14 protein-coding genes are annotated in these 16,943 nt (G+C 61.9%); 7 read left to right on the forward strand and 7 right to left on the reverse strand.

Going from position 1 to position 16,943, the window contains the following annotated elements; translation table 11 throughout:
• Nucleotides 1-20: 20 nt before the first annotated feature.
• Nucleotides 21-428, forward strand: coding sequence for a phosphate-starvation-inducible protein PsiE (psiE, locus tag RE418_RS08395; RefSeq protein WP_015379238.1), 408 nt, complete (start codon nucleotides 21-23; stop codon nucleotides 426-428).
• A 208-nt stretch (nucleotides 429-636) separates the two neighbouring features.
• Here psiE and malG read toward each other — a convergent pair whose 3' ends face one another.
• The 3 genes from malG to malE are packed head-to-tail and all read right to left on the reverse strand — an operon-like array spanning nucleotide 637 to nucleotide 4,367.
• Nucleotides 637-1,527 (reverse strand): maltose ABC transporter permease MalG, encoded by an 891-nt coding sequence (gene malG, locus RE418_RS08400; protein ID WP_089181388.1) that lies wholly within the window; start codon nucleotides 1,525-1,527, stop codon nucleotides 637-639.
• Nucleotides 1,528-1,538: 11 nt separating this feature from the next.
• The gene (malF, locus tag RE418_RS08405; protein ID WP_025304465.1) at nucleotides 1,539-3,116 is read right to left on the reverse strand and encodes a maltose ABC transporter permease MalF; all 1,578 of its coding nucleotides are present in this window, start codon (nucleotides 3,114-3,116) and stop codon (nucleotides 1,539-1,541) included.
• Between the two features lie 57 nt (nucleotides 3,117-3,173).
• Nucleotides 3,174-4,367 carry a maltose/maltodextrin ABC transporter substrate-binding protein MalE gene (malE, locus tag RE418_RS08410; RefSeq protein WP_025304464.1) on the reverse strand — a complete coding sequence of 398 codons (1,194 nt, stop codon included), beginning with the start codon at nucleotides 4,365-4,367 and terminating at the stop codon, nucleotides 3,174-3,176.
• Nucleotides 4,368-4,725: 358 nt separating this feature from the next.
• Between malE and RE418_RS08415 the strand changes: the two genes are divergently transcribed.
• The 4 genes from RE418_RS08415 (at nucleotide 4,726) to malM (ending at nucleotide 9,127) form a co-directional block, all read left to right on the forward strand.
• On the forward strand, nucleotides 4,726-5,697 hold the full coding sequence (locus RE418_RS08415) for an alpha-amylase family glycosyl hydrolase (RefSeq protein ID WP_089181704.1): 972 nt from the start codon (nucleotides 4,726-4,728) through the stop codon (nucleotides 5,695-5,697).
• Nucleotides 5,690-6,799: a maltose/maltodextrin ABC transporter ATP-binding protein MalK gene (malK, locus tag RE418_RS08420; protein WP_025304462.1), complete on the forward strand. Its 1,110-nt coding sequence runs from the start codon at nucleotides 5,690-5,692 to the stop codon at nucleotides 6,797-6,799. The genes RE418_RS08415 and malK overlap by 8 nt, the downstream gene beginning before the upstream one ends.
• Nucleotides 6,800-6,831: 32 nt before the next feature.
• Nucleotides 6,832-8,121, forward strand: a complete 1,290-nt coding sequence (locus tag RE418_RS08425) for a maltoporin (RefSeq protein WP_025304461.1) — start codon at nucleotides 6,832-6,834, stop codon at nucleotides 8,119-8,121.
• Nucleotides 8,122-8,221: 100 nt separating this feature from the next.
• Entirely contained in the window at nucleotides 8,222-9,127 is a 906-nt protein-coding gene (gene malM, locus RE418_RS08430; protein WP_089181387.1) for a maltose operon protein MalM, read from the forward strand.
• Nucleotides 9,128-9,182: 55 nt separating this feature from the next.
• On the opposite strand, the gene RE418_RS08435 is transcribed toward malM, so the two are convergent.
• From RE418_RS08435 to RE418_RS08445, 3 genes are read right to left on the reverse strand one after another with little or no spacing between them, the layout of a single operon-like run.
• Nucleotides 9,183-10,166 carry a nucleoside hydrolase gene (locus RE418_RS08435; protein ID WP_049208285.1) on the reverse strand — a complete coding sequence of 328 codons (984 nt, stop codon included), beginning with the start codon at nucleotides 10,164-10,166 and terminating at the stop codon, nucleotides 9,183-9,185.
• A gap of 21 nt (nucleotides 10,167-10,187) precedes the next feature.
• Complete coding sequence (locus RE418_RS08440) at nucleotides 10,188-11,189, reverse strand: LacI family DNA-binding transcriptional regulator (RefSeq protein WP_025304458.1); 1,002 nt, start codon at nucleotides 11,187-11,189, stop codon at nucleotides 10,188-10,190.
• A gap of 24 nt (nucleotides 11,190-11,213) precedes the next feature.
• Nucleotides 11,214-12,596, reverse strand: coding sequence for an MFS transporter (locus RE418_RS08445; RefSeq protein ID WP_043139666.1), 1,383 nt, complete (start codon nucleotides 12,594-12,596; stop codon nucleotides 11,214-11,216).
• A 392-nt stretch (nucleotides 12,597-12,988) separates the two neighbouring features.
• Between RE418_RS08445 and ubiC the strand changes: the two genes are divergently transcribed.
• Together ubiC and ubiA are read left to right on the forward strand one after the other, a co-directional pair.
• The gene (ubiC, locus tag RE418_RS08450; protein WP_033651214.1) at nucleotides 12,989-13,504 is read left to right on the forward strand and encodes a chorismate lyase; all 516 of its coding nucleotides are present in this window, start codon (nucleotides 12,989-12,991) and stop codon (nucleotides 13,502-13,504) included.
• Between the two features lie 18 nt (nucleotides 13,505-13,522).
• Nucleotides 13,523-14,395 carry a 4-hydroxybenzoate octaprenyltransferase gene (ubiA, locus tag RE418_RS08455; RefSeq protein ID WP_025304455.1) on the forward strand — a complete coding sequence of 291 codons (873 nt, stop codon included), beginning with the start codon at nucleotides 13,523-13,525 and terminating at the stop codon, nucleotides 14,393-14,395.
• Nucleotides 14,396-14,461: 66 nt separating this feature from the next.
• Here the strand turns inward: ubiA and plsB are convergent, their stop codons facing one another.
• Complete coding sequence (plsB, locus tag RE418_RS08460; protein WP_399676057.1) at nucleotides 14,462-16,927, reverse strand: glycerol-3-phosphate 1-O-acyltransferase PlsB; 2,466 nt, start codon at nucleotides 16,925-16,927, stop codon at nucleotides 14,462-14,464.
• Nucleotides 16,928-16,943: the final 16 nt, after the last annotated feature.

Raw genomic sequence — 16,943 nt, forward strand, 5'->3', positions numbered from 1 at the left:
GGCATTCAGAGAGAGGTTTTATGGCAAAAACGTCGCGTTCGATAATGATAGCGAAAGGACTGCAGCGAGTGCTGAACGTGGGCTTGTTGCTGCTGGCGGCAATTCTGGTGGTGTTTCTGGTCAAGGAAACCATCCATCTGGCGAAGGTGTTATTTATCAACAGCGAAGAGTCGTCTTCTTACCTGTTGATTGAAGGTATCGTGATTTATTTCCTGTACTTTGAATTTATCGCCTTGATCGTCAAGTATTTTGAGTCGGGTTATCATTTCCCGTTGCGCTATTTTATTTACATTGGCATTACCGCGATTATTCGTTTGATTATCGTGGACCACAAAAACCCCATCGATACCTTGATCTACGCCGCGGCGATATTGGTGCTGGTGGTGACGCTCTATCTGGCCAATACCGACCGGCTGAAACGGGAGTAGCGATAAAAATGGCGGCCAAAGGCCGCCAAAGACACAGGATATAATTACCCGTCGTCTTTCAAGCGACAGCGTTGTTGACTGCACTCGCTAACCCCAGTTACTTACTGAAGTAAGCGCCTGGGCTTAGCGAGCTGGTCGCCTAGCTGTAACTTGAAATCCATAGGGTAAAAGATAAGGAAAAACATCAAACGCACTGCAGTGGCACAAATTACCCCTTCACGCCGCCGGCCGTCAGGCCGCCCACCAGCCAACGCTGCGCCAGCAGGAACACGGCGGTAATCGGTATCGCTGACAGCACCGCGGCGGCGGCGAAGTCGCCCCACAGGTAGTTCTGCGGGTTGAGATATTGCTGCATCCCCACCGCCAGCGTGTAGCTGTTCACATCGCGCAGCAGCAGCGACGCGACCGGCACTTCGGTGATGGCGGCGATAAACGACAGAATGAATACCACCGCCAAAATCGGTACCGACAGCGGCAGCAGCACCAGACGGAATGCCTGCCACGGCGTGGCGCCGTCCAGCGCTGCCGCTTCTTCCAGCGAGTTGTCGATGGTTTCGAAATAGCCCTTGATGGTCCAGACGTGCAGCGCGATGCCGCCCATGTAGGCGAAGATCACGCCGCCGTGGGTGTTCAGGCCGATAAACGGAATGTACTGGCCCAGGCGATCGAACAGGGCGTACAGCGCCACCAGCGACAACACTGCCGGGAACATCTGGAAGATCAGCATGCTTTTCAGCAACGTGCTCTTGCCGCGAAAACGCATGCGGGCGAAGGCGTAGGCGCAGGTGGTGGATAGCGTCACGACACCGATGGCGGTGATCGCCGCGATCTTGATGGAGTTCCACAGCCACAGCAGCACCGGGAACGGCGGCGGCGTCACGCTGCCGTCGGCGTGGGTGACGCTGAAGCCGAGCGCCAGCCGCCAGTGATCCCAGGAGAGGGTTTCCGGTATCAGGCTGCCGGTGGCGAAGTTGCCGGCGCGCAGCGAGATGGCGACCACCATCAGCAGCGGGAACATGATCAGGGCGATAAAGCACAGCATCAATATATGGGTGATCCACAGGCGCAGGCGCTGGGATTTGGGTTGAACCATGGCCATCGTTATTCTCCCTAATCGAAGTTCATCTTGCTGGCTTTTAAATTCAGGATTGCCAGCGCGCCCACCAACAGGAAGATCAGCGTGGCGATGGCGGCCGCCAGCCCGAAGTCTTGCCCGCCGCCGCCTTCGAAGGCGATGCGGTAGGTGTAGCTGACCAGCAGATCGGTATAGCCGGCCGGCGTGGTGGTGCCGATCATGTCCGGGCCGCCGTTGGTCAGCAGTTGGATCAGCACGAAGTTGTTAAAGTTGAAGGCGAAGCTGGCGATCATCAGCGGCGTCAGCGGCTTGATCAGCAGCGGTAAGGTGATGCGGAAGAAGTTTTGCCACGGGTTGGCGCCGTCCATCGCCGAGGCTTCGTACAGATCGTCCGGGATCGCCTTCAGCAGCCCCATGCACAGGATCATCATGTAGGGGTAGCCGAGCCAGGTGTTGACGATCAGGATCATGCTCTTGGCGGTGAGCGGATCGCTGAACCAGGCCGGTTTGATGCCGAACAGATGGCTGAGCATCATGTTGATCTCGCCGAAGCTCTGGTTGAACAAGCCTTTGAAGATCAGGATCGAGATGAATGACGGCACCGCATAGGGCAGGATCAGCAGCACGCGGTAGATCGCCTTGCCTTTCAGCGCCTCCCACTGCACCACGCAGGCCAGCACCATGCCGACCGCCACGGTGAGGATCACCGTCATCACCGAGAACACGATGGTCCAGATGAAGATCGACACGAACGGTTTCTTAATGCCCTCGTCCTGCAGCACCCGCAGGAAGTTTTTCCAGCCGGTGGTGACGGTATAACCCGGGCTCAGGGTTTCCTGCGCCCAGCCGCCGTCGGCGTTGATCGCCTGATAGAAGCCGGTGTCGCCGTTTGGCCGGTAGCGTACCTGGGTCTGGTTGTTGGTCAGCGTGCTGCCGTCTTTGTCCAGCGCATACAGCGGGCGGGTGCCGGAGAACTGGCGCAGGGAGCTCATGCGCAATTCCCCGCCGTCGGGCAGTTGCGCCACCAGCTGGCTCAGCGCCTGCCGGTTCTGGGTAATCACCCGCAGCGTGGCGCGTTCGCCCTGCGGCGCGGCGTTCTGCGCCGTCAGTTTCAGGGTTTGCGGCGCGGCGGCGTCGAGGCGGAAAGGCTCGGAGATCAGCGGCTGTTCACTGTCCGGTGGCGTCAGCTGCAGGCGCCACTGCTGGTTTTCCGCCGGGTAGAGGCCAAAGGTAAAGGTTTGGCCGCTCTGGAACTGGCGCTGCATCAGCACCGATTGCGCGCGTTCAAAAGTCAGCTGGTTGGTGCTGCTGTAGTTGGTGAAAGCGATGGCGATGGTGCAAATCAGCGGGAACAGGACGAACAGCCCCATGCCGGCGACGCCGGGATACACATAGCGCCAGGCGTAGGCGCGGCGGTTGGCGAAGACGTAAAGCCCGGCGCTGACCAGGATCAGCGTCAGGATGGCGAACAGGTATTCACCCTGTGCATACATCAACACAATCAGGTAGCAGGTCACCAGGCTGAACAGGCCGACCACCAGCCATTTCAGCGCGTCGCTTTGCCACCACTTCGATTTTTTACGCGCGGGCGTCCCGGCGTGAGCGAATTGCATAGGGCGTTCCTTTCTGTGAAGCAACGGCGGGGCACCGTGGCACCCCGCACGACGTCGTTACTTGGTGATACGGGTCTGCACGTCGTCCAGCGCGGCTTTCACCGTCTGACGGCCGCTGACGGCGTTGATCACCGCGCTGCGTTCGGCGTACCAGAAGGCGCTCATCTGCGGGATGTTCGGCATGATTTCCCCGTTTTGCGAGTTCTGCATGGTGGCCGCTATCTTCGGATCTTTGGCCAGCGCTTCCTGATAGGACTTCAGCGCCACCGCGCCCAGCGGTTTGTCTTTGTTGACGTCCGCCAGCCCTTCGTTGGTCAGCAGGTAGTTCTCGAGGAACTCGGTCGCCAGCTCTTTATTCGGGCTGGCGGCGTTGATGCCGGCGGTTAGCACGCCGACGAACGGCTTGGACGGCTTGCCTTTGAAGGTCGGCAGCAGCGTCACGCCGTAGTTGATTTTGCTCTGCTCGATGTTGTTCCAGGCCCACGGCCCGTTGATGGTCATCGCGGTCTGGCCTTTGTTGAACGCGGCTTCGGCGATCGAGTAGTCGGTATCGGCGTTGATGTGTTTGTTTTTCACCAGATCGACGATGAACTGCAGACCGGCCTGCGAACCGGCGTTGGCGACGCCGACATCCTTGATGTTGTATTTGCCGTTTTCATACTTGAAGGCATAACCGCCGTCGGCGGCGATGATAGGCCAGGTGAAGTAGGGTTCCTGCAGGTTCCACATGATGGCGCTCTTGCCGTTGGCGCGCAGCTGTTTGTCCAGCGCCGGGATTTCTTCCCAGGTCTTCGGCGGCTGTTTGACCAGGTCTTTGTTATAAATCAGCGACAGCGCCTCGACGGCGATCGGGTAGCCGATCAGCTTGCCGTCATAGCGCACGGCGTCCCAGGTGAACGGGAACAGCTTGTCCTGGAAGGCTTTGGACGGGTGGATTTCGGCCAACAGGCCGGACTGCGCATAGCCGCCGAAGCGGTCGTGGGCCCAGAAGATGATGTCAGGGCCGTCACCGGTGGCGGCCACCTGCGGGTATTTCTCTTCCAGCTTGTCCGGGTGCTCGACGGTGACTTTGATGCCGGTGTCTTTTTCGAATTTCTTGCCGACTTCGGCCAGGCCGTTATAGCCCTTGTCGCCGTTGATCCAGATAACCAGTTTGCCTTCCTCGATCTTGGCGAAGGCGGAAGAAGAGAGCACCAGGGTGGCCAGTGCCGAGAGCGCCAGCGTGCGGGCGAGGGTAATGCTGCGAGTCATAATCCAGTCCTTCTTTTTGTGGGCACATAAATCAAGGAGAGACGTTTCGCGGTAATAGTGGGTCACAACGCGACATATTCTCATCCTCCCCCCCTCTACGCCCCTGAGATGAGGAGTGTGATCCAGTTAACGTTGCGCTCTATTCTGTGGCGTCAGGCACAAAATAGGGGGGCGATTTTTGCCAGCCGGATCACAGAATTGCCTTAAGCGCGGAACTTCTCATCGCCGCGGTCGTTCTCTCATCCTCCCGCCTCCTCCCCCATGAAAAATCTTGTTACGGATGATTACCCTTTCCGGCGACTCCCGCACTATCGGCCCATTGATTTTCAACGCCACGCGCAGCAGGGATACCGGATTTATGTCGTCAACGCCTATCGCTACTCAGCCCACCCTGTACCGGATCCATCCGGCCAGTTTCCGTGACGGAAACGGGGACGGCGTGGGCGACGCGCACGGCATGCTGGCGGCGCTGCCGTATCTGAAAGCGCTGTCGATCGACGGCCTGTTGCTGCCGCAGACGCTGGCGCCGGGGGCCGAGGCGACGGTGACGGGCGAAGGGCTGACGCTGTGGTACGGCGATGAAGCCAACCGCGTTCGCAATGCGGCCGCGCCGCAGCGGTTCGTCCAGGGGGCATTGGCGCTGGACGTGATGCCGTTCAGCGCGGAGAAGCTGGTGGCGGTGCTGCACGCCCGTCGTACCACATTGGCGGACAGCCTGTGGAGCACCGGGGACGCCGATCAGCCCCGGGTGGTCAGCCGCTGGGGGCAGGGCGACCTGCGTTCCGCCGCCGCCTTTCTGACGCTGCTGGCGATGCTACCGGCGCCAATCTGCCTGTATCAGGGCGAGGAGCTGGGGCTGCCGCATGCCGCCGGCCTGCAAGATCCGCGCGGCGCGCAAACGCCGATGCCGTGGCACGAAGCCCCCGAACAGGTCACCGCCGGCGAAATCAGCTGGTATCAACAGGTGGCGATCGAACACCGCGCATTGGCCATCAGCCGCCAACAGCACGACAGCCACTCCACCTTACGTTACTGCCAGGCGCTGTTGGCCCTGCGTCGTTCGCCGCTCATCCAGCACGGCGAACTGAACGAAGTCAGCCAGCGCGATGGCGTGGTGCGCTTACTTATTACCCATCAGGATCAATGCCTTGAAGCGCTGATAAACCTGCAGCCTTATACTCAGGCGGCCGCGCCGTCTGAGGCGACCTTGCCGTTGGCATGGCAGCACGGCGCGCAGCAAGAGGGTCATCAATGGGTTTTGGCGGGCTTTGCCTCCGCCATTTTCACACGACATGTTAACTGCGAAAGCAGGGGAGTAACGCATGGCTAGCGTGACACTGCGCAGCGTTTATAAGGCCTTCGGTGAGGCCGTGATTTCCAAAGACGTCAATCTGACCATCGAAGACGGCGAGTTTGTGGTGTTTGTCGGGCCTTCGGGCTGCGGTAAATCGACGCTGCTGCGCATGATCGCCGGGCTGGAGGACATCACCTCCGGCGAGCTGCTGATCGGCGAGAAACGTATGAATGAGGTGCCGCCTTCCGAGCGCGGCATCGGCATGGTGTTCCAATCCTATGCGCTGTATCCGCACCTGTCGGTGGCGGACAACATGTCGTTCGGCCTGAAGCTGGCCGGCGCCAAGAAAGCGGAAATCAATCAACGGGTGAACCAGGTCTCCGAGGTGCTGCAACTGGCGCACCTGCTCGACCGGCGGCCGAAGGCGCTGTCCGGCGGGCAGCGTCAGCGCGTGGCGATCGGCCGCACGCTGGTGGCCGAGCCGGACGTATTCCTGCTTGACGAACCGCTGTCCAACCTCGACGCCGCGCTGCGGGTGCAGATGCGCATCGAGATCTCCCGTCTGCACAAGCGCCTGCAGCGCACCATGATTTACGTCACCCACGATCAGGTCGAGGCGATGACGCTGGCCGACAAGATCGTGGTGCTCGATGCCGGTCGCGTGGCGCAGGTCGGCAAGCCGCTGGAACTGTATCACTACCCGGCCAACCGCTTCGTCGCCGGGTTTATCGGCTCGCCGAAGATGAACTTCCTACCGGTCAAGGTGACCGCGGCGGAGCCGCAACAGGTGCAGGTCGAACTGCCCAACCGCCAGCTGGTCTGGCTGCCGGTGGAAGGCGCGGGCGTTCAACCCGGCGCCAACCTGTCACTGGGCATTCGCCCTGAACATCTGCTGCCCGGCGAAGCCTCAGAAGTGCGGCTTACCGGCGACGTACAGGTGGTGGAGCAGCTCGGCAACGAGACGCAAATCCACATCCAAATCCCGGCCATCCGTCAAAACCTGGTGTACCGCCAGAATGACGTGGTGCTGGTAGAAGAAGGTGCCACATTCGCCATCGGCCTGCCGCCTCACCGCTGCCACCTGTTCCGTGAAGACGGTACGGCATGTAAACGGCTGCACCAGGAGCCGGGCGTTTAAAGCATCAAAGTCGGTATAACAGGAGAATAATGATGACTACTCTGCGCAAACTTCCTCTGGCACTGGCTGTCGCCGCCGGTGTTCTCTCTACTCAGGCGCTGGCCGTGGATTTCCACGGTTACGCCCGTTCCGGCATCGGCTGGACCGGCAGCGGCGGTGAGCAACAGTGTTTCAAGGCCACCGGCGCCGCGAGTAAATACCGTCTCGGCAACGAATGCGAAACCTACGCCGAACTGAAACTGGGGCAGGAAGTGTGGAAAGAAGGCGACAAGAGCTTCTATTTCGACACTAACCTGGCCTATTCGGTCTCGCAGCGTTCTGACTGGGAAGACGTGACCCCGGGCTTCCGCGAAGTCAACGTGCAGGGTAAAAACCTGATCGAGTGGCTGCCGGGCTCCACGCTGTGGGCCGGTAAGCGCTTCTATCAGCGTCATGACGTTCATATGATCGACTTCTACTACTGGGATATCTCCGGCCCGGGCGCCGGTCTGGAAAACATCGATCTGGGCTTCGGCAAGCTGTCCGCTGCCGTGACCCGCAACTCGGAGTCCGGCGGCTCTTACGGCTACCTGGATAACGAATGGAAACAGCGTCCAACCGTCAACGACACCTTCGACGTGCGCTTGGCCGGGCTGGAGCTGAACCCGGGCGGCACCCTGGAGCTGGGCGTGGACTACGGCCGCGCCAATGCGCAGGATAACTACCGCCTGGCCGACGGCGCCAGCAAAGACGGCTGGATGTTCACCGCCGAACACACGCAGAGTATCCTGAACGGTTACAACAAGTTCGTGCTGCAGTACGCCACCGACTCGATGACCTCGCAGAACAACGGCCGCAACGAAGGCGCCACCATTGATAACAACGGCAAGATGATCCGCGTGTTGGATCACGGCGCCATCGACTTCAACGATCAGTGGGCACTGATGTACGTCGCCATGTTCCAGGACATCGACCGCGACAACAACAACGGCACCACCTGGTACACCGTGGGCGTGCGCCCGATGTACAAATGGACGCCGATCATGAGCACCTTGCTGGAGGCGGGCTATGACAACGTCAAATCCCAGCGCACCGGCGATCGCAACGGCCAGTATAAAGTGACCCTGGCGCAGCAATGGCAGGCGGGCAACAGCATCTGGTCGCGTCCGGCCATCCGCCTGTTCGCCACCTACGCCAAGTGGGACGAGAAGTGGGGCTACGCCACCGGCGATGACACCGGGTATAACGCCGGCACCGCTTACAACGACACCAGCATGCATACCTTCAGCCGCGGCAAGGATGACGAAGTCACCTTCGGCGCCCAGATGGAAATTTGGTGGTAACGACGACAGGACGGGGAGGGCCGCCGGCTCTCCCCCAACCGCATTCGCCGCGGCCGGATCTCTTGCCTGATCCGCCGCGGTGCTGAAAGAGGATATAACGATGAAAAAGAATCTGCTGTCACTCTGCCTGTCGCTGGCGCTGACCGTCGGCGCGCCTTTGGCGGCCAACGCCGAGACGCCGGCCAACGTTTCCGTCGCCCCGGCCATCAGCGCCGCCACGCTGCAAAGCCTGCCGTGGCAGCCGCTGCAACCGCCGGTGTCGCAAGAAGTGAAGCTCGACGCCGTTAGCCCGCAGCTCAATCAGGGCGACATTCAGGGGGCGATCGCCGCCTATACGCTGCCGGCCGATCGCGGCTCGCTGGAAGTGACGCTGAGCAGCCTCGCTAAAAACAATTCGCTGTACGCGCCGAGCGTGCTGGTGCTGGACGAGCATCTGCGCCCGGCGGCGTATTACCCGAGCAGCTATTTCCCTTACCAGCCGCCGGGAGCAATGTCCTCCGATCGCCTCGAAGGCACGTTGAAACTGACGCCGGCGCTTGGTCAAAAACAGATTTACCTGCTGGTGTACACCACTCGGCAGGACTTGGCGAAAACCACGCAGTTGACCAATCCGGCTAAGGCCTATGCGCAGGGCGTGGGCAACGCGGTGCCGGATATCCCGGATCCAATCGCCGGCCACGCGACGAGCGGCACGCTGAAGCTCAAGGTGACCGCGGAACAGGGCACCGGCAACGTGATGATCGGTATGCTGCAGCCTGCGCCGACCGTGGCGCCGGTGGTGGTAGGATCAACCGCACCGGCCGCTGTGGCGGCGCCGGCACCGACCCCAGAGAAACCGGCGGAGCCGATGCTCAACGATACCGAAAGCTACTTCAATAATGGCATCAAGCAGGCGGTGAAGGCGGGCGATATCGACAAGGCGCTGAAACTGATGAATGAGGCCGAGAAGTTGGGCTCGACCACTGCGCGTAAAACGTTTATCAGCAGCGTTAAAGGCAAGGGGTAACACCCAGCGCTGCCGATGCTGGCTCGATGATTGGTGCGCCTTGGCGCACCTTTTTTCATCCGCGCGCCAGCGTTGCGCCGATCAACGCCAGTAGACGGGCGTTGTCCACCTGCTGCATGATGCGCACCGGCTTGCCCTGCGGCGGCGGCATGCCGACCGTCAGGCGTAGGCTGTCCGGCCGCCAACGGCGTGAGCTGCCGCGCGTCAACGCCCCTTCCAGCGCCACATCCACATGGAACATTTCGGTCGTGACCAGCTGCGGTTCCAGCAGCCAGGCGATCACCAGCGCATCATGGATCCAGCAGCCTGGCAGGCGCCGCGTATGGCGCGAATAGTCGATCCACGGCTGCGTGGTGGCGCGCAAATAGCGGCACAGCGGCGTATCCGGCTGCGTCAGTGCGGCCAGATCCGCCTGGGTCAGCATGGTCTGGGTGGTGACATCCAGCGGCGCCAGCGTGATAGCGGCGCCGCTGTTCAGCACCAGCCGTGCCGCTTCCGGATCCAGGCCGAAATTGGTGTCCTTGATGTACCCGTCGACGTTGAATACGCCACCCATGATTACGATCTCTTTCACCGCCTGCGCCATCTGCGGGTAAAGCTGCATGGCGTGCGCAACGTTGGTCAGCGGGCCGATCGCCGCCAGCGTTACCTCGCCGGGATGGCGGCAGATCAGCTCGCCGATGGCGATGGCGGCGTCCGGTGCGGGCGCGTTGGCGAGTGAGGGCGCGGGCAAGTCGCGCCACAGCGCTGCCAGCTTGGGATCGGCGATCGGGCGGTCCAGATGCGCGCGCCACGGCTCCGGCGGCTCACTCAGGGCGCGCGCCGCGCCGAGGGCGACAGGAACCTGATAGCCGCTCTGCGCCAGCAGATCGGTGGCGACGGCGAAGCCCACTTCGCGCGGGGTGTTGCCGGCCACGATGCTGATCAGCTCCAGCTGCAGCTGCGGTTTGGCCGCCAGCGCCAGGGCCAGCGCCAGCCCGTCGTCGACGTTGGCGCCGGGGACGCCATTGCCGGGATCGCAATCAATGATTAAACGCATATAAGGTGTCCTGAAAACCCGCTAACAGCCGCATGAATGGCGGATGCGCAGTTGAAAAGCGAATTCATGCAGCTCGGCGGGCGCGGCACCGGCGGCCAGCATGGCGATGGCCCGCTTGGCCATGGCGTCGATCGGCTGCTCGACCGCGCTGAGCGGCGGCACGCTGAATTCGGATTGCTGCGTGCCGTTAAAACAAATCAGCGCCAGATCGTCCGGTGCGCGCAACCCATGCTCTGCCAGCGCCGACAGGCAGCCGAGCGCCTGCTGTTCGTTAGAGGTGAAAACGGCGCGTGGGCGTGGGCCTTGCACCAGGCACTGGGTGGCCTGGTAGCCGCCCTGGCGGGTGTAGGGCACCTCGAAAATCCACTCGTCGCGCGGCGCAATGCCCGCCTCCAGCAGCGCATCGCGCCAGCCGTTCAGGCGATCCTGCGCGTTGAGCATGGTCAGCGGGCCGATAAAAATGCCGATGTCGCGATAGCCGTGCTGCAGCAGATGGCGGGTCGCCTGGCAGGCGGCGTCGCGCTCGTCGACGCGGATGGCGCAGACGCCGGCCTGGCTGTCGATGGTGTCTATCATCACGCAGGGCGTGCCGGAGGCGCGGATCAGCTCGAACCACGGATGGCGATCGACGCTGGTGTACAGCAGGCCGTCGACCTGGCGGCGCAGCAGGTTGTTGATCAGCTCATACTCACGCTGCCGGTCATCGCCGGCGTCACCCAGCAGCAGCACGCGGCCGCGGCTGAAGGCCTCTTGCTGCAGCGCCCGCGCCAGTGTGGCGAAGAAAGGGTTGGAAATATCCGGCACCACCAGCCCGTAGGTTTGCGTGCTGCCGGAGGCCAATGCCCGCGCGATGTCGTTAGGCCGGTAGCCGGTCTGCTCGATCGCCGCCAGCACGCGCAGCCGGGTGGCTTCCGCCACCGGGCGCGGGCCGTTGTTGATCACATAGCTGACCACGGCGACGGAGGTGCCCGCTACGCGGGCCACGTCGGCGCGGGTAACGCGTCGCGCGGAGTGATTATCCAAATTGGGTTCCTGTTCGCCTTCTCGCTACGCGGCATCCTGCGGCAGGTTGAGATCGCGGCCGCGGGTTTCGGGAGCAAAGAAGGTGGTGATTAAGCCGATGGCCGCCATTACAACAAAATAGCAGGCGACAGGCCACCAGTGACCGAAACCGGACAGCAGCGCGGTGGCGATCAGCGGCGCGGTGCCGCCGGAGAGGATCGAACCGAGCTCTTTGGCGAACGCCATCTTGGAGTAGCGATTCTTCACGCCGAACAGTTCGACGCCGTAGGCCGCCTGAACGCCGAAGATTCCCAGCGACGCGATGCACATGCCGACCACGATCACCGAGATGACGATCGCCGGTTCACGGCTGTCGAGCAACCAGAACGCCGGGAAGGCGTACAGCACCAGCAGCAGGCAGAACCAGCGGTAGGTGATGCGGCGGCCGAAGCGATCGGACAGCCAGCCGGCCAGCGGGATCACCAGAAAACCGCACAGCGAGGCGATCAACACCGCCAGCGCCGGCACCGATTTATCGACCATCAGCACCTTGGCGACATAGCCGACGATAAAGCCCTGGCACAGGTAGGAAGGGCCGTTTTCGCCGATGCGCAGGCCGAGCATCACCCAGAACGCTTTGGTGCGCTGCAGGTAGCTGCGCGTATCCGGCGCGGCCTGGGCGGCGTCCAGCATGCGCTGGTGGTTTTGTTGCAGCTCGCGTTCGAAGACCGGCGTTTCCCGCACGTGGCGACGCAGGTACAGCGCCGCACCGGCGATCAGAATGCTGGCGAGGAACGGAATGCGCCAGCCCCAACTCATCAGATCTTCCTTGTCCAGCTGCAGTACCAGCAGCCATACCAGCGACGCCAGCAGAGTGCCGCTGTTCGAGCCAATGGCGATGATCGACGCCACCAGCCCGCGCCGTTTGGCCGGCGCGTATTCCGCCAGCATCACCGCGCCGCCGGACAGTTCCGCACCGGCGCCGAACCCCTGCGCGAAGCGCAGGATCACTAGGCAGGCGGGCGCCCAGACGCCGATTTGCGCATAGGAGGGGATCAGGCCGATCAGCGTGGTGGAGAGGCCCATCAGCGCCACGGTGGTGATCAGCACCACGCGGCGGCCTTTGCGATCGCCGATCCAGCCGAACACCAGCGCACCGATCGGCCGCGCGACGAAGCCGACGGAGTAGGTGGCGAAACTGGCCAGCAGCGCCACCAGCGGCGTGGCTTCCGGGAAGAACACGTCGCCGAACACCATGCCGGCTGCCAGGCCGTACAGCGCGAAGTCGACGTATTCCATGGCGGTGCCGAGCCAGCAGGAGAAGGTGGCGCGCCAAAATTGGCTGCGCCCCTCTTTGGTTGCCAGGCGTTCATCAGCCGCCAGCGCGGCGTCGGCGGTCTGTGAAGGGGCAAGCGTTGTTTCGCTCATGGCAGTGCTATCCTCTTTTGTTCTGCGCCTGGAGGGGCGCGGTTAAAGATGGTTTCCCTGGTGCCGGCAACAAAGGTGTGCCGACAAATCATGTCGGACGCATGGCGATTCAACGCTGCTGTATCAGGGTATCTACGCGCGTAGATAACACAACGCGAGGAAGCTGAAACTTTGCGGGCGATCACAGAATCGTCAGCGCGCCGGGAAATGAAGATAGAGAAGGCGGATGGCAAAAAGATGACAGAACCCCGGTTTTTCCGGCCGATAGGCCTGCCGTTTTCGCCACGAATCAGCCTGCCGCTTTCGTATTTCTGCGCTACAATGGGGGCCTGTTAACAGTTTGTATCGTCTGGCGCGCCGTACCGGCTGCGGTTCAGGCGAGGAGTAAAGCAATGTCTGGCATCAGGGATTCCATCCTGCCGCCGCTGGAGTGGTTGTCCGAACAGGATCCTCCGGCGCCCGCCGCCGTCAGCGATTGGCTGATGGAGTTAGGCTCCATGACCCGCCGATTTGAACGCCATTGCGCCCAGGTGCGCGTCGAACCGCAGCGCGAATGCTTCGTCACGCGCGAGGCGCTGGGCGACGAGGCGAACCACCTGCCCGACAGCCCGCGCTACTGGCTGCGCGAAGTGGTGCTGCTGGGCGACGACCAGCCCTGGCTGCTTGGGCGCACGGTGATCCCGGAACATACGCTGACCGGCCCCGATCAGGCGTTGGTGGATCTGGGCACGCTGCCGCTCGGGCGCTATCTGTTCAGCAGCGGCGATCTGACCCGCGACTATATCCATATCGGCCGGCAGGACGCGCTGTGGGCGCGTCGTTCACGGCTGCGGCTGGCGGGCAAGCCGCTGTTGCTGACCGAACTATTTTTACCGGCTTCGCCGCTGTATTCAGCGGTCCCCGCATAAAGAGAGGAGAGCAAGACGTTGGAGGGAAGCGTGACTCAAAGTAAATGGCGGGCTTACAGCCATTTGATGCGCATTGATAAACCGATCGGCACGCTGTTGCTGTTGTGGCCGACGCTGTGGGCGCTGTGGCTGGCCGGGAAAGGCGTGCCGCCGCTCTCGATTCTGGTGGTGTTCGTGCTCGGCGTGTTCCTGATGCGCGCCGCCGGCTGCGTGGTGAATGACTACGCCGATCGCGCGGTGGACGGCTACGTAAAGCGCACCGCCGGGCGGCCGATGCCGAGCGGTCGGGTGAGCGCGAAAGAGGCCAAGGTGCTGTTCGTGGTGCTGGTGCTGATCTCCTTCTGCCTGGTATTGACGCTGAACGCTATGACCATCTGGCTGTCGCTGGCGGCGCTGGCGCTAGCCTGGGTGTATCCGTTTATGAAGCGGGTGACCAACCTGCCGCAGTTCGTGCTGGGTGCCGCGTTCGGCTGGGGCATTCCGATGGGCTATGCGGCGGTCAGCGAATCGCTGCCGCTCAGCTGCTGGCTGCTGCTGCTGGCCAACATCTGCTGGACGGTGGCCTACGACACGCTGTATGCGATGGTCGACCGCGACGATGACCTGAAGATCGGTATCAAATCTACCGCTATCCTGTTCGGGCGTTATGACAAGCTGATCGTCGGGTTGCTGCAGTTCGCGACGCTGCTGCTGCTGGTGTGGGTCGGTTATCTGGCGCAGCTCGGCGGCGCGTTTTACTGGTCGCTGTTGCTGGCGGGCGCGCTGTTCATTCACCAGCAAAAGCAGATCGCCGGGCGTGAGCGCGAAGCCTGCTTCAAGGCCTTCCTGCAGAACAACTATGTCGGGCTGGTGGTGTTTATCGGCATCGCGCTGAGCTATCTGCCGGCGTAACGGTTTCCTGCAGCAAGAAAAAAGGCACCCCTCGGGGTGCCTTTTGTGTTTCCGCGCCGGACGAAATCACTCGTCTTGCTCTTCTTCCGCATCGGCTTGCGGCAGAGCGTTGGTCTCTTCCGGCATGTTGACGCTTTCGATGGTCAGCTTGATTTCCGGCGTGATCAGATCGCTCAGCATGTTGTACACCTCGAGGGTGTGCTCGCGGATCGCATCGCCGCTGTCGTTGATATAGCCTTCTTCGCGCAGCGTCGCCACCAGGGTGGAGAACACCGCCTTGTCGAAGAACTCCGGCGCGTTGATGCCGTGCAGCACCGACAGACGCTGCGCCATGATGCGGCTTTCTTTCTCCAGCGCGCCGCGGTTGATGCTCGGGTTGGCGCTGAGGATCGACATAGTGATGGCGTAGCGTTGCAGGGTTTCGCGCACCCCGGCGGCCAGCAGCTGCAGCGGGCGAATGCGCGCCGGGTTCAGCACCAGCTCGTCGCCTTTGTCGCAGATCAGCTGTTGACGGATCAGCTCGTCGATCATCGGCCGCAGCACGTCCGGCAGCTGTTCCTTGTCGTTATGCAGGAACAGCTCGGCTTTCAGCATCGGGTAGATCATGCCGATCTGGCGCAGCAGTTCGGCGCGCGATACCCGGCGATGATGCATGACGATGCTGGCGATCAGCGACGGCAACACCAGCAGGTGGTGGATGTTGTTGCGGTAATAGGTCATCAGCACCGCCTGCTCGCGCGGCAGGATGATGATGTCGCCGATGTTGTCCTTTTCCACCTCGAACTTGTTCATGTTCAGCGCGTGATCCAGCAGCTCGTCCGGCGTCTGCGTCGGTACGGTAACATCATGGGCGTAAGGCGCGTTGCGCATCAGCTGCAGGTAACACTCGAGCTGCTCGAGCAGCTGTTCGCGGGTCAGCGAACGCTGGCGCGAGGCCAGCAGCGCGGTGGAACACAGGTTCATGGCGTTGGCCGCGGCGGCGTTGTTGATGCGTACCATGATCTGGCCGGCCAGATCGTTGACCGTCGGCGTCAGCCAGCTTGGGCGTTGAGCTTCGATCGGATCGATCGACTCGCGCCACTGCGGCACGTGCTGGTTGAGGTAAGCGGTCAACGGCAGCGGTTCGCCGAAGTTGACGTAACCCTGGCCCAGATTGCGCAGCTTGCGCAGGCCGCGCAGCATCTGCAGCAGGCTCTCTTTTTCCTTGGTGGCGCCGCGCAGCTCTTTGGCGTAGGTGCCCACTTCCATCACATGCTCGTAGCCGATGTAGATCGGCACCAGCGTGATCGGACGGGCGCCGCCGCGCAGCATCGCCTGGATGGTCATCGACAGGGTGCCGGTTTTCGGTTCCAGCAGACGCCCGGTGCGGGAACGGCCGCCTTCCACGAAATATTCCACCGAGTAACCGCGAGTGAACAGCTCGCCGAGGTATTCGCGGAACACCGTCGAGTACAGCTTGTTGCCTTTAAAGGTGCGGCGGATGAAGAACGCGCCCAGGCGACGGAAGATCGGGCCGGCCGGCCAGAAGTTGAGGTTGATGCCCGCAGCGATGTGCGGCGGCACCAGGCCCTGGTGATACAGCACGTAGGACAGCAGCAGATAGTCCATGTGGCTGCGGTGGCAGGGCACGTAGACGATCTCGTGGCCGTCCTGCGCCAGCTGGCGCACGCGCTCGGCGTTGGTGACGTTGATGCCCTGATACAGCCGGTTCCAGGTCCAGCTCAGCACGCGGTCGGACAGACGCACGGTTTCGTAGGAGAAATCGGCGGCGATCTCTTCCATCAGCGCGATGGCGTTCTGCTGGGCCTTCTCGTGCGAGATCTTCTTGCTGCGCGCTTCGTCCTCGACCGCTTTTTCGATCGCTTTGGACGCCAACAGCTTGTTGAACAGGTCCTGACGGGCCGGCAGGCTCGGGCCTACCGCGGCCAGGCGCTGACGCGAGAAGTGCATGCGCGCCACGCGCGCCAGTTTCTGCGCGATGGTTTTATCCGTGCCGTGCTCGGTGGCCATGCGGCGCAGCGAAACGGTGTTGGCGAAACGCACGAAGCTGTCGCGGCCGAGCCACAGTACGGCGAAGAATTTCTGCACGCCGTTCAACAGACGCAGGTGTGGCGTGCCGTGACCTTCGCGGCCCGGCGAACGGCCGAACATGACCGAAACCGGCAGCATCTGAATGTCGAGATCCGGATTGCTGCGATGCAGATCCAGATAGTCGTGGAACAGCTTTACCGACTCTTCTTTCGGGGTGTAGTAGCGGAACACGCGCGGGCCGTCGTGAATGAACACGTAGCTCGGCAGCACGGTGCCGTCGATCTCCAGCGCGTTGAGCGGATCGGGCAGATCCTGCGCCAGACACTGGGTGCGCAGCGTCAGCAAATCCGCCTTGGAATTGTAAGGTAAAACATACAAAATCGGCCGTGAGGGATCCAACCCTAGCTCGGTAACCGGATCTGAAGGGATGACCTTACTTCTTACCAACAATTTAAGTGGTAAATTCAATATTTTATAATAAATTTTACGCCAACCTGACATAACAACGTGAAGCCTC

This window comes from Serratia sp. szju (assembly GCF_044594185.1).
Taxonomy (GTDB): domain Bacteria; phylum Pseudomonadota; class Gammaproteobacteria; order Enterobacterales; family Enterobacteriaceae; genus Serratia; species Serratia bockelmannii.

Bases quoted from the DNA above. Each gene is read 5' to 3' on its own strand.
- psiE (WP_015379238.1), top strand. From the start codon at position 21: ATGGCAAAAACGTCGCGTTCGATAATGATAGCGAAAGGACTGCAGCGA.
- malG (WP_089181388.1), bottom strand. From the start codon at position 1,527: ATGGCCATGGTTCAACCCAAATCCCAGCGCCTGCGCCTGTGGATCACC.
- malF (WP_025304465.1), bottom strand. From the start codon at position 3,116: ATGCAATTCGCTCACGCCGGGACGCCCGCGCGTAAAAAATCGAAGTGG.
- malE (WP_025304464.1), bottom strand. From the start codon at position 4,367: ATGACTCGCAGCATTACCCTCGCCCGCACGCTGGCGCTCTCGGCACTG.
- RE418_RS08415 (WP_089181704.1), top strand. From the start codon at position 4,726: ATGTCGTCAACGCCTATCGCTACTCAGCCCACCCTGTACCGGATCCAT.
- malK (WP_025304462.1), top strand. From the start codon at position 5,690: ATGGCTAGCGTGACACTGCGCAGCGTTTATAAGGCCTTCGGTGAGGCC.
- RE418_RS08425 (WP_025304461.1), top strand. From the start codon at position 6,832: ATGACTACTCTGCGCAAACTTCCTCTGGCACTGGCTGTCGCCGCCGGT.
- malM (WP_089181387.1), top strand. From the start codon at position 8,222: ATGAAAAAGAATCTGCTGTCACTCTGCCTGTCGCTGGCGCTGACCGTC.
- RE418_RS08435 (WP_049208285.1), bottom strand. From the start codon at position 10,166: ATGCGTTTAATCATTGATTGCGATCCCGGCAATGGCGTCCCCGGCGCC.
- RE418_RS08445 (WP_043139666.1), bottom strand. From the start codon at position 12,596: ATGAGCGAAACAACGCTTGCCCCTTCACAGACCGCCGACGCCGCGCTG.
- ubiC (WP_033651214.1), top strand. From the start codon at position 12,989: ATGTCTGGCATCAGGGATTCCATCCTGCCGCCGCTGGAGTGGTTGTCC.
- plsB (WP_399676057.1), bottom strand. From the start codon at position 16,927: ATGTCAGGTTGGCGTAAAATTTATTATAAAATATTGAATTTACCACTT.